The sequence below is a fragment of the Pseudoalteromonas aliena genome (assembly GCF_038155085.1).
Taxonomy (GTDB): domain Bacteria; phylum Pseudomonadota; class Gammaproteobacteria; order Enterobacterales; family Alteromonadaceae; genus Pseudoalteromonas; species Pseudoalteromonas aliena_A.
The window spans coordinates 41,385-53,909 of sequence record NZ_JBAKAU010000004.1 but is presented as its reverse complement, the minus strand read 5'-3'; the positions used below and the strand labels follow the sequence as shown (position 1 = coordinate 53,909).

The 12,525-nt window shown below is 37.5% G+C and carries 11 protein-coding genes and 1 pseudogene; 7 read left to right on the top strand and 5 right to left on the bottom strand.

Features of this window, described 5'->3' with window-relative positions:
* The first annotated feature begins 109 nt into the window (after nucleotides 1-109).
* The 3 genes from radC (at nucleotide 110) to rpmG (ending at nucleotide 1,462) form a co-directional block, all read left to right on the top strand.
* Nucleotides 110-784 carry a RadC family protein gene (gene radC / locus V6260_RS05900; protein WP_341593122.1) on the top strand — a complete coding sequence of 225 codons (675 nt, stop codon included), beginning with the start codon at nucleotides 110-112 and terminating at the stop codon, nucleotides 782-784.
* A gap of 274 nt (nucleotides 785-1,058) precedes the next feature.
* Nucleotides 1,059-1,295: a 50S ribosomal protein L28 gene (gene rpmB, locus V6260_RS05895; protein WP_016708423.1), complete on the top strand. Its 237-nt coding sequence runs from the start codon at nucleotides 1,059-1,061 to the stop codon at nucleotides 1,293-1,295.
* Between the two features lie 11 nt (nucleotides 1,296-1,306).
* Nucleotides 1,307-1,462 (top strand): 50S ribosomal protein L33, encoded by a 156-nt coding sequence (rpmG, locus tag V6260_RS05890; protein ID WP_004587947.1) that lies wholly within the window; start codon nucleotides 1,307-1,309, stop codon nucleotides 1,460-1,462.
* A 117-nt stretch (nucleotides 1,463-1,579) separates the two neighbouring features.
* Here rpmG and V6260_RS05885 read toward each other — a convergent pair whose 3' ends face one another.
* Nucleotides 1,580-3,358: a S8 family peptidase gene (locus V6260_RS05885; protein ID WP_341593121.1), complete on the bottom strand. Its 1,779-nt coding sequence runs from the start codon at nucleotides 3,356-3,358 to the stop codon at nucleotides 1,580-1,582.
* A 323-nt stretch (nucleotides 3,359-3,681) separates the two neighbouring features.
* On the opposite strand from V6260_RS05885, the gene V6260_RS05880 reads away from it, so the two are divergent.
* Nucleotides 3,682-4,866, top strand: a complete 1,185-nt coding sequence (locus tag V6260_RS05880) for an NAD(P)/FAD-dependent oxidoreductase (protein WP_341593120.1) — start codon at nucleotides 3,682-3,684, stop codon at nucleotides 4,864-4,866.
* Between the two features lie 297 nt (nucleotides 4,867-5,163).
* Here V6260_RS05880 and V6260_RS05875 read toward each other — a convergent pair whose 3' ends face one another.
* Entirely contained in the window at nucleotides 5,164-6,168 is a 1,005-nt protein-coding gene (locus tag V6260_RS05875; protein WP_341593119.1) for a Fic family protein, read from the bottom strand.
* A gap of 295 nt (nucleotides 6,169-6,463) precedes the next feature.
* On the opposite strand from V6260_RS05875, the gene galU reads away from it, so the two are divergent.
* The 3 genes and pseudogenes from galU to V6260_RS05860 all read left to right on the top strand — a co-directional run bounded on the left by galU (nucleotide 6,464) and on the right by V6260_RS05860 (nucleotide 9,955).
* Nucleotides 6,464-7,354: a UTP--glucose-1-phosphate uridylyltransferase GalU gene (gene galU, locus V6260_RS05870; protein ID WP_341593118.1), complete on the top strand. Its 891-nt coding sequence runs from the start codon at nucleotides 6,464-6,466 to the stop codon at nucleotides 7,352-7,354.
* Nucleotides 7,355-7,464: 110 nt separating this feature from the next.
* Nucleotides 7,465-9,390, top strand: a pseudogene (locus V6260_RS05865) (methyl-accepting chemotaxis protein).
* 91 nt (nucleotides 9,391-9,481) lie between these two features.
* Nucleotides 9,482-9,955, top strand: coding sequence for a peroxiredoxin (locus V6260_RS05860; protein ID WP_341593250.1), 474 nt, complete (start codon nucleotides 9,482-9,484; stop codon nucleotides 9,953-9,955).
* Between the two features lie 79 nt (nucleotides 9,956-10,034).
* On the opposite strand, the gene V6260_RS05855 is transcribed toward V6260_RS05860, so the two are convergent.
* The 3 genes from V6260_RS05855 to V6260_RS05845 are packed head-to-tail and all read right to left on the bottom strand — an operon-like array spanning nucleotide 10,035 to nucleotide 12,522.
* Nucleotides 10,035-10,535, bottom strand: a complete 501-nt coding sequence (locus tag V6260_RS05855) for a DUF3299 domain-containing protein (RefSeq protein ID WP_004335523.1) — start codon at nucleotides 10,533-10,535, stop codon at nucleotides 10,035-10,037.
* 14 nt (nucleotides 10,536-10,549) lie between these two features.
* A complete protein-coding gene (locus V6260_RS05850) occupies nucleotides 10,550-11,827 on the bottom strand; it encodes an ABC transporter permease (RefSeq protein ID WP_341593117.1) in 1,278 nt (425 codons plus the stop codon).
* On the bottom strand, nucleotides 11,824-12,522 hold the full coding sequence (locus V6260_RS05845) for an ABC transporter ATP-binding protein (protein WP_341593116.1): 699 nt from the start codon (nucleotides 12,520-12,522) through the stop codon (nucleotides 11,824-11,826). The genes V6260_RS05850 and V6260_RS05845 overlap by 4 nt, the downstream gene beginning before the upstream one ends.
* Nucleotides 12,523-12,525: the final 3 nt, after the last annotated feature.

The window sequence follows — 12,525 nt, the reverse complement described above, 5'->3', positions numbered from 1 at the left end:
ATAACAAATCTTTACGTGCACAGCTAAGCTTTTAATTTGAAATAATCACGCTAATTTTTAAATTTGCATTACAGTTAATTAAGATATTTTCGCTCTTTAAGGATGAGTGATGCAACTAACATCTCTACCCAATTCAATGCGCCCGCGAGAAAAGCTCATTGCAAAAGGGGCAAAAGCACTGAGCGATGCAGAATTGCTCGCTATATTTTTGCGTACAGGGCTACCCGGTATGAATGCGATAGAACTTGCCCAGCACTTGCTTAACGAAAATAAAACATTACATAACTTATTCAATGCGAGCATAGATGAGTTTTGTGCTCAAAAAGGACTTGGTACAGCTAAATATGTACAATTACAAGCAGTGCTAGAATTAAGTCAGCGATATATGCAGGAGCGATGTCAACGAGAAGCTGTATTTAATTCTCCAAATTCAGTCTACGACTATCTGACCATTCAAATGCGTGGTTTGCAGCAAGAAGTATTTATGGTGTTGTATCTTGATAGCCAAAACCGGTTAGTAAGAGATGAAGTTCTTTTTTATGGCACAATTAACTCCGCTAGCGTGTACCCTAGAGAAGTGGTTAAGGCTGCACTTAAAAATAATGCCGCAGCAGTTATTTTAGCTCATAATCATCCAAGTGGTATTGCCGAACCTAGCCAAGCAGACAAACTTATAACAAATAAATTACAACAAGCGCTGCAATTGGTTGACATAAATGTGCTAGATCACATCATTGTTGGTGGTGAAACGTGTGTTTCATTTGCTGAGCGAGGTCTTATTTAATATTACTTAGCTAATAAGTGTACTAAAAATGAGCTGTTTAGAGGGTTTTAGTAAATTAGTTTAATTTAAATGCAGTTTTTACTTTCCCTAAGGGCATTCGATCTTTATAATTAGCCGCTATCAAATTTACATATATGAGCTGATTGGATAGATCAGTGTTTGATCTTTGCCTGTAAAAGCTGTATAAAGAGCGCCCTTCGATTTATCTCTAGGGTGGAAATACACGGCCTTAGATTAAATTAAGCTCGAGCGAAGTTATTGGAGATATATAGACATGTCTAAAGTATGTCAAGTTACAGGTAAGCGTCCAGCGGTTGGTAATCACCGTTCACACGCGAGAAACGCGACTAGACGTCGTTTCCTACCTAACCTACAAACACACCGTTTCTGGGTTGAAAGTGAAAAACGTTTTGTAACATTACGCACTACTACTAAAGGTATGCGTATTATCGATAAAAAAGGCATCGACACGGTTCTTACAGAAATCCGTGCTCGCGGCGAAAAAGTTTAAGGTATTGAATTATGCGCGATAAAATCCGTTTAGTTTCAACTGCTGGTACTGGTTTCTTTTACACTACCGACAAAAACAAGCGTAACATGCCTGAAAAAATGGAAATCAAAAAATTCGATCCTAAGGCTCGTAAACACGTGATTTTCAAAGAAGCTAAAATTAAGTAACTTTAGTTTTCTTTCAGAATGTAAAAACCCAGCTAATGCTGGGTTTTTTGTTTTAAAATTAAATGACATAATTTAAAGCGAGTTCACTACAGTGCCTTACTTTATCAGAGGAAGTTATTATGGCTGATATTGAGCACTTAGTGTTAAACCAGAAAAAGTACTGTAAGCATTAACACTTAAATGCCAAGTGCCTGCTTGTGGATTATTAAATGTACATGTTTCTTCATTACCATTTTTATATGGGCGACAATCGTAGCTAGATGTTGTTGGTTGACTACCGTATTTAACGAATAAGTCAGCATCACCAGTGCCACCAGAGGTTGTGACTGTTAAGATACTCATACCCGTTGGCACGTTTAACGTATAATGCTTCCAATCTCCCGTTGTTACACTTACATCACTTACTGAGCCGCCACCACCTGCTTCAGGTGTGCTTGAGTCTCCGTCACTTGCAGCCATAATTGCTGCTGTGGCATCAACAATGCCTGTGCCACAGTTAGTACACGCAGCAGGAAAAGAGCGACTGGTTGATTTTAAAATGCTTTCGATTTCATCGGGTGTTGCATTTGGCTTTGCTTGTTTTATAAGAGCAGCTACACCTGCAACATGAGGTGCAGCCATCGATGTACCTTGTGAAAAGCCATAACTATCGCTTGAAGGAGAAGACGAACCTGAGTTATAGGTAGATAAAACCCCCTCAGAGTCGTTTGCAAAACTTTGCGCACCACCCGGAGCAGCTATATCTATATTACTGCCATAGTTTGAGTAATAAGCTCGTCCGCCATTACGACCCACAGATGCTACATTGACCACACCCTCACAGTTGCCTGGGTTATAGTTTGCAGAATTATCGTTATCGTTGCCTGCAGCAATGACTACAACGGTACCGTTACTGCGTGCTGTGTTAATTGCGTTTTGAGTTGTAGAGCTACATGAACCGCTGCCGCCTAAACTCATGTTAATTACATCGGCAGGATTTGAATTTGTAGGTATGCCTGAAACATTACCGCCCGATGCCCAAATAATACCGTCAGCTATATCTGATGTTAACCCCCCACATTTACCGAGGACACGTACAGGAACCACTTTTGCATCATAGGCAACGCCTGCAACACCTTCGCCATTATTCGTTACTGCAGCGACAGTGCCGGCAACATGGGTGCCATGCCAGCTGGAATTTTGTGCATTATTAGTACCACATTCGTTAGTAGCAACAGCATCGCCAGGATCGCGTGCATCGGTATCGCGACCATCACCATCATTTGCTACTGATAGGTTAGAGATCATATCGTAACCAGGTAAAATATTAGCATCTAAATCAGCGTGTGGACGGTAACCTGTATCAAGTACCGCCACAACTACACCGTTACCAGTAACTGTATCCCACGCGGTAGGCAAGTTTAGACCACCTGCTTGCTCGTAGTAGTGCCATTGATCATCAAAACGAGGATCATTAGGAATAGAAAATGGTTTTAATATTTGATCAATTTCAATGTATTCCACATTTCCAGAGTTAACCATTTCCTGCATGAACTCTTGTGCCTCAGGTAAACTTAATTTTCTATCTGCGCGCATAACATGGTGGTTATTAAGTGCCATTGCACGAATATATCTAGCTTTAATTTTACTTTTCTTAGAAGTAAAATTTGTAACAAAGTTTTGAGCTTGTTTTTTTATGCTTGATGAATGGGTATCTACATTTGAAAAGCTAGCCACTTCGCTATTTTCTTTGTATTTAATGATGAACTGTGTTTCAAAGCCACCTTGGCTTTGCAGTTTAGCCGATGTATCAGCCATGAGACTTGAAGCCGGTAGCGCTATGCCCGGTATTGCTGTTAAAAGTGTACTCATAGTTAGTGCAATTGCGCATTTTTTAAAAACTTTACTTGTTGTCATAATTATCCCTAGGTTTATTTATTATTTTATGATGTCAATCACAATTCGGGTACAAAGGTAGCGTTAATGTTAATTAGGTTAAAATATTAATTAATTATTTGTCTATTTCATTTAGTTATAACTCAGGATTTTAGCGGGTTGCTAGCTATTTGGCAGGTGTAATTAAAATTAAAGTAGGTAAAAAGGCTTGTTTTTATGCATGGCTAATTACTAACTATTAGGTATAGATGCAAATTTTATTGTGTTATTGGTAATAATGTAAATGCTGCGTCGTCAGGATTAAACTTTGCTATAATTGGAAAAATTTTTAATGAGATAAATATATGACCCAAGTAGATGTAATTGTAATAGGAGCGGGAGCTGCAGGTTTGATGTGTGCTGCACAAGCAGGGTACCGTGGCCGAAGCGTTACAGTACTTGATATGGGGAAAAAAACAGGTCGTAAAATTTTAATAAGTGGCGGTGGACGTTGCAATTTTACAAATGAAAACGCAACATCAGATAATTATTTATGTGGTAATGCTCATTTTGTTAAATCATGTTTAAGTCGCTATACACAACATGACTTTATTGAGTTAGTGGATAGGCATGGCTTGGCATATCATCATAAAACATTAGGTCAGCTTTTTTGTGATAACAATGCACAAGATATTGTTGATATTTTACTAACTGAGTGCGAGTGGGCAGGAGTAAATATAAAGTTACGCAATGAAGTAATGGGTGTATCAAAAACGGAAACAGGTTATAAGGTTGTCACTGAGCAGGGAACATTAAGCAGCGAATCGCTTGTCATTGCATCCGGTGGTTTAACTATGCCAAAGCTAGGTGCAACTCCAATAGGCTATAAAATTGCAGAACAGTTTGGCTTAAAAGTATTACCTACCATGGCGGCGCTTGTGCCATTTACTTTGCATCAACACGATAAAGAACGTTTTGAAGGGCTATCAGGCATTAGTATACCGTGTGAAGTTTCAAGCGAAGACGGCACAGTCTTTAAAGAAAATATCTTATTTACTCACCGTGGTTTGTCGGGACCTGCTATATTGCAAATAAGCTCATTTTGGCGAGCAGGGCAGGCAGTAACTATAAACTTGCTCCCTGAACTCGATTTAAAACAGCAATTGGCTGATTGGCGAGAAATACACTCTCAAAAGTCATTAAAAAATAGCCTATCGACTATTTTACCAAAGCGCTTTATAGAAATATTGCATGAAAGCAAAGCGATTCCAGATTGTAATATTAATCAACTTACACATGCTCAAATAGATGAATTAGTAAATTATATTCATGCTTGGAAAATTAAGCCAAATGGAACAGAAGGCTATCGAACAGCGGAGGTAACTTTAGGCGGTGTAGATACCGACGAGCTTAGTTCTAAAACCTTTGAGGCCAAAAAAGCCAAAGGTTTATACTTTATAGGTGAAGTTACAGATGTAACTGGCTGGCTGGGTGGATATAACTTTCAGTATGCGTGGAGTAGTGGCTTTGCTTGTGGGCAATATGCTTAGGTGTTTAGACAGTACTCATGATTACAGTAAGTATATGCTTTGTTTTTTATTTTACTGAAAATAATTGATTTATAAATTTATTAGGTTACGGAACATTACCTCTGTTGAGCTGATTGCATAATATAAAAATCTTTAGAAGATGTTAGGCTATCTCAGAGGGTCTTATAAAGCATTAAATATACTATGTTTAATGCTTTATAAGGGAGCTATGTAGTCCATTAAGCTAAAATCCTCTAACCATACTTAAGAAAATACTATTTAGCTTTCATAAATATTAACTCTCTATTTTTCATATACCTATGAAATCAATCGATATTTTTGTAGTTTGCTATTTGGTTTGTCAGGTATTGTCATTTCTATTAGTGCGGCATCCATTGCTGGTTTTAGGTAGCGTTCTCTAAAGTGCTTCCTATCTTTCAGAGCTAATCTAGCTTGTAATTGTTTTCGATTTAATGCTTCTCCAGCTTCTTCTAATACATTTATTAAGGCTTTAACTTGGAGAGTTTCTGCAGCGCTTTCTTTTTTTGGAAGAGCTTGAGGCTCAGGAGCTTCTGCTTGTAGTTGTAGAGTCAAGTCTTTGGATACATCTAAAATGTTTTTGAGTATGTACTCAATAAACACGGAGGAATCTCCTGTTTTAGTACTGCAATTTATTGCTTCACAGTATTGTTCTTTTGTATTGGCAACAATGCTTTCTATTGGGAGTAAAGTGAATAATGGGTTCCATTGCTGTAATATTTTAGTCTGCCAAATACACCCTATAAGAGTATTTCTATCAACAAATGGGTGAATAAATTTTAGTTCATAATGGAAAACTGAGCTTTTTATCAAAGGGTGTTCGGTTGAGCTTACAAACCAATTTAAAAGCTCGTCTATCATTTTTGGAATATGTAAAGCCTGTGGGGCCATTTGTAACTTTTTACCATTGGCAATATTATTGAGTCGGTAACTCCCAGCAAAACTTTCATTTTTTGGTGTTAATTCTTTATGTAGATTTAACAAATCATTAGATTGATCCTTATCCCAATCAACCAAGTGATTATAAAATTTAATAAATACAATTACTTTTTCAATAAGTTGCTTTGGTAAGTCAATATTATCATTGTGATAAATCGCACTTATTTGAGATTGTGTTAAATGAATATTTTCAACAGCTAAAGCGCTTTGGATTGCTAGCTCTTTGCCTTGCTGAGAATTATCTTTAGTATATAAAACTGATATTTTACCAAGGGCTTCTGCTATATCTGAAATGTAGTGAATTATTTTTGATGTGGTAGTAAAAGGGGGTTTGAAATTACTCATGAGATAATAAATTTTAAGCTTTAATTCGATCTATACGATACTCTAAACATGAGGCTTAGTATAATTAAAATAGTTAGAAAAGTAATTTTCCTACAATACAAATAAAAGAGTTACTTACTTTCACAAGTTTATATTAACTTTAATCTACCTGAAACAACTTAATTAAGGGGCATTAAATTAATTTTCACATATTTTATGTTTTTTAAATTATCCCACTTTTAGCTCTTATTCAGCTTATATATATTTCCCTACTGCTAATTTGATATTGTTTCAAATAAATAACTTAAGGATAAAAATGAAAGTAGTGATCCCTGTAGCTGGTTTGGGTACCAGGATGTTACCAATGACGAAGGCTATTCCTAAAGAAATGTTACCTTTGGTTGATAAGCCATTAATCCAATATATAGTTGATGAATGTATTGCTGCTGGCATTAAAGATATTGTATTAGTAACACATAGTTCTAAAAATGCGATTGAAAACCATTTTGATACCAGTTTTGAATTAGAAGCCACTCTTGAAAAGCGCGTAAAACGAGTGCTACTTGATGAAGTTCGCTCTATTTGTCCTGCGGATGTCACTATTATGAGTGTACGCCAAGGTGAAGCTAAAGGGCTGGGACATGCTATTTTGTGTGCTAAACCAATAGTTGGCAATGAAGATTTCGCCGTTTTATTACCTGATGTTATTTTAGATGCTTATACTGCTGATCAAAAAACTGAAAATTTAGCCGCAATGATTAAGCGCTTTAATGAAACCAAAGCAAGCCAAATCATGCTAGAGCCAGTATCACAAGAAGACGTAAGTAAATATGGTATTGCTGATATTAACGGTGTACAGCTAACACCAGGTAATAGTGCCGCAATTAAAACAATGGTTGAAAAGCCTGATGTAGGTGAAGCGCCTTCAAACCTTGCGGTTGTTGGTCGTTATGTATTAAGCAAAAATATTTGGCCTTTGCTCGCTACAACTTCAGTTGGAGCTGGGGGAGAGATACAGTTAACGGATGCTATTGATGCTTTAATTAAGCAGGATAAAGTTGAAGCATTCCATATGAGTGGTCGTGCGCATGATTGTGGTGATAAACTTGGATATTTGAAAGCAATCGTTGAGTACGGTCTTCGCGATAAAGTACTTGGAGATGAGTTTTCTGAATTTTTAAATCAATTAGACTATGAAAGTAAATAGCCTGTACTTTATTTCAATCATGTAATTGAATCAATTATTGTAGTTCGTTACATTAAATTGTCATGAATAGTTAATACTCTACGCGCGTATCATAAAGGGAACCTAGATTTATGCGCGTGTCATCTTTTACTCGATTGTTGGCTGTATTATTAGCCTTAGCAAGTATCTTGTTGGGGTCTACTTTATTTTGGGCAAGTCAAACCCTAATTAAATTAGAGCAACAGCATACAGCCTATAGTCGGCTAAAAAATACAATTGTAGTAGATTTAGCTGGCTACTTAGCTCGTTACTTAGAGGTTGGAGGCGGTCAAGATCTAAATCGAGCTTCTAATCTAATTGATACGATAAAACAGGAACAACTGCCTGTCTTACCGACTTCATCACATACCCAAATTGCGTTGCAATTAACTTATATCAATACCGATATAAATGGAAAATATCGTGCTCTAGGTAAGCTTTCCGGTAATAAAACAGCTTTGCTCGATAACGCGATTAGACAAATGGCTGGTTCTGCCTCTGCACTAATTAATTAAGCAAAAAAAGCACCAGAGCAAAATGAAATAGTATTGAATTACTATTCACTTGCTAGTGATTATTATCATGAAGTAATAAACCTTTCTTTGTTTACCTACCAGTTAATAACTCAATACGATGAAAGGACTTACCAAAGCCTACAGCAGAGTATTGGAAACTTAAATCGTTTAGCTAAAGTAATTGAAGCATTACCTAATTTAGGTGTAATGAGCGAAGTTGATAATGACGCACTTTTCTTTGATGAGGAAAAAGAAGATTTAGTAGATGAAATTAAGTCAGAGCTTTTTAGTTGGCCTAATCGATATCCTCGTGATCTAATTGGCACTCTTGAACAAAGCCAATTGCGGGAAAAGGGATCTAATAATTTACGTGCTCAAATTGATATACTTTCAAATACAGTAATAAATGCAGAGCAGGGACTTAAAATTGAACAAGATAAATTAAAGCAACAAGTGTTATGGGGATTTTGCGTTGCAATAAGTACATTAGTTATATTGGCTATAAGTGTTTATTTTATGCAACGTAAACAAGTATTAGGTCCATTAAGGCAATTACGTGATGGTTTTGCATTCTTAATTGAAAGCAATGAACTTAAAAAAATAGAAAGTAAAAGTAGTAAGACCGAAGTTGGCGAGATAGCGCTATTTTTTAATCAGTTAATAGACCGCCAACGAGCCGAAGCTGAAGAGCGAGCTCTGATGTTAAAAGTACTTAATGAGTTTATGTTGCAGATGAATGAACATTTGTGTGCAATTAGTAAGCAAACTTCACTTACTCACGGTCAAGTAGAACAAAACCAAAATTTATTGGAAGATATTCAAACTCTTGGTGAACAAGTAAATAATATTAACTCCAAAGTGGCAGACAATGAACAACGTACTTTTACGGCAATGCAAAGCAGTTTAGTTTTTGCAGATAACATGCTTATTGCTAGCTCTGATACGCAAGTACGAGTTGAGCAGGGGATGAATAGCTTGAAGGAGCTATTAACTGGTGTTGAAGGGGTAAATAAAATAATAGAAGTAATAAGTAACATTGCTGAGAAAACAAATTTATTAGCATTAAATGCAGCCATCGAGTCCGCTAGAGCGGGTGAGCATGGGCGAGGCTTTGCTATTGTAGCAGATGAAGTTAGGCAACTTGCAAAGCAAACATTAGGTTCATTAATGGATATAAGTGATCAACTTGGGTTATTAACCGATAGCTCGCGAGTTGTATCTAACCAAATTACTGCATTAGCTAACGGTGCGCAGTCACAAACTCAAAATGCGCAAGAATTGAAGTTAAACTCCGAAGGCGTTGCAATTGATGCACAAAATGCTAACGATGTTGCTTTTGAAGCTATGGAATTAGCTAAACAACAAAATAGTCTACTTGGCAATTTTAGCCAGTCAATGGAAAACATGAAAGGGCAGGTAAGTGAGTCTAGTTTGCTAGTCGATAATATCCGGGAGCAATTACAGCAGCAAATAAAATCAATAAAAGAAAATCTAGGGTTGTGACTAAACTGAGTGGGACTTTTCTAGGCTATGCTGCACTGCACTTAAGTTGTATGCTATCACCTATTTATATAAATGAAATTAAGGACTGATGATGATTAAACAAGGCCAAACGTTACCTGCTATAAAATTAATGCAATTAAGCAGTGATGGAGTGCAAACCCTCACTAATAAAGAGCTATTCGAAGGTAAGAAAGTGGTGCTATTTTCTGTTCCTGGTGCATTCACACCTACGTGTTCAAATGCTCATTTACCTGAGTTTATTACTCTAGCTGATAAAATTAAAGCGAAAGGTATAGACGCTATTTATTGTGTATCCGTAAACGATGCATTTGTCATGAAAGCGTGGGGGAACTCTCAAAATGCGCAAGAAATATTGATGCTGGCAGATGGTAATGCTAGTTTTACTAAGGCTCTAGGGCTTGATAAGGATACTGCTGATTTCGGAGGAGTACGTTCAACACGCTATGCAATGATCGTGGATGACGCTGTAGTAACTGGTTTATTTGTGGAGCAAGATAAAGAGTTCTCTGTTAGTAGAGCACAAAATGTTTTAGATAAGCTATAAAAGTTGGATAGCCTATAGCGGTGAGGCTTACGCCCCATCTTTGAGTACCAAGTGAGTGTTTACTTATTTTTGGTGGATATTATAACTCAAAAGGCGCTACACCTACCGCCTTCATTTTATATCCTACTTGGGCTATTTCGCCCGACCATGTTTCTGTGCTTATTATTCCGGTTACAACGATTGCGTCGTACAGACTATCTATAGGCACACCACCCTTAATCGTTACATGAACTATTTGGTTTGGTGGTGGTGGTGGTACGTGTATACAGGCGCCAAAATAAGGGACGAGTAAAAACTCGGTAATGACTTCGCTATCGCCCTCTAATGGTACAACAAAGCCGGGTAAACTTACCGATTGACCATCAAGCGCTTTTACCACTGGAGCATCTAAATCGGGTTGCACCCAGTTTTGATCGCTACCTTCGTGATTCGCTTGTGCTTGAGTGTCTATTTGCATATGACCTTTGGGAATTAAGTCTTCCCAAAAAATTTCTTTCGGCGGATTGGCATAACTCGCTACACTTATAAATAATAAGCTAATAGCTGCGATGTATTGAAAAGCTGTTTTGAAAAATGTCATAAAATACCTAAAAATTATGCTTTTATACTCATGCCATCGCTGAGTGAATAAAAATAAGCGCGAGTAGCGGGTATTAAGCTAATAATAAAACCTGAGGCCATAATAACCCCGATTAAGCCCAGTTCATAGTAAGAGAGCATTGTGATATTTACGCTTATACCGGCATGGCTTTGTAAGTAACCGCCGGCTGAAAAAATAACTAAGTAATAAAGCGCGCTACCTACTACGCAACCAAGCAAAGTGGTCAGTAGTGACTCAATACTTATAAGTGTAAATAAATGCCAAGGGCGGGCACCCACCGAGCGCAATATAGCAAGTTCGCGACGACGTTGACTCAAGTTCGCAAGCAATGTTGTTAACATGCCAAGTAAGCTTACTAACACGACAACAGCTGAGAATAGCAACAGTACTTTTTCTACTATGGCGAGCATTTCCCATAGCTCTTTAAGTGTTACGGTTGGCATAATGCCAAGTAAAGCTTCTTGCTTATATTGATTTATATTGCGCCTAATTTGTAATGTGTACAAAGGCGAATTAAATCCCATTAAAAATGCTGTAATTTGTTTTGGGTGACCAACTAGGTTGTTATGTTCGTCATGCTCATGCTCATGCTCATGCTCATGCTCATGCTCATGCTCATGCTCAAGGCTAGCTTTACCACCGTGAATTAAATCAATTGCAGCCAAAGGAATATGCAGCGTTTTATCAACTGGTGTGCCTGTAGGGTTTAAAATGCCGACGACTTTAAATGGGTTATCGTCATGATGATGAAAACTGGTATTCCCCATACCGTGCGATATAACAATAGAGTCGTTAAGTTTGTAGCCTAGTTTATTTGCTACTTCGCTACCTAGCACCACTTCGTTAATTGCGGCAAAAGGGCGGCCTTTGTTAAAGATTAAATTTTGTTTTTTTGCAAAGCGATAATGGCTAAAGTAATCAAGTGTTGTGCCTAGTACCGCTTGGCCTTTATGGCTGTCACCTAGGCTTATAGGTATGCTCCATTTTACGCCTCGCTGACTCGTTATGTATTGATAACTTTTCCAACTGACGCCGTTATTAGTATGGCCAATTCTAAATACTGACAAAAGCAGCAACTGTATGTCGCCGGTACGCGCACCGACAACTAAATCAGTGCCAGAGATAGTATTGCTAAAACTACTTTTAGCATCAATTCGTACACGCTCAATACTTAAAAGTAGCATTACACTAATTGCAATAGTAAATAATGTAAGAAGTACACTTGCGCGGCGATTTAATAAGCTTTTGTAAGCAAGTTTGGCGATGATCATACTTGCTCCTGCAAATTTATAAGGTCAATGGATCGGTTAAATAAAGGCTTTAGTGTTTCATCGTGGCTCACAAACACCAGCGTACTATCAGATAACTTTGCCTGCTCAAACAGTAACTTTATAAAGCTTTCGCGGTTATTTGTATCGAGTGCTGATGTGGGCTCATCAGCAATTATTAATTCAGGGCTACCTATAAATGCGCGAGCGGCAGCAACGCGCTGTTGCTGTCCAATACTTAATGTCGCTACGTCTTTATGGTGATACTGCGGTGTAAGTCCTAAAGCATTTAATAACCGTATCGCTTCTTTTTGTAACGCAGAGTTTTTATTTGATGATTGCTTTAATATTGTTTGTTTTCGGCTTTTTGAAAACTCACACCCAAGCGTTATATTTTCAATAGGAGTTAAATAAGGAAGCAGGTTAAAGTTTTGAAAAATATAGCCAATGTGGTCGGCCCTAAAAATATCACGGGTAGTATTACTTAGCGTATTGAGGTTTTGATTTAAAATTGATACCTCACCGCTGGTGGCTTTATTAATGCCAGCAAGAATCGCTAATAATGTAGATTTACCTGAGCCACTAGGACCGTGTAAAAAAATATGTTCACCTTTTTCGATAACTAACTCTTTTATGTTGAGCGTGGGTAGGCTATCGCTTTTATGCCACTTAAAAGTAACGTTTTTTAGGTTGATCATGAC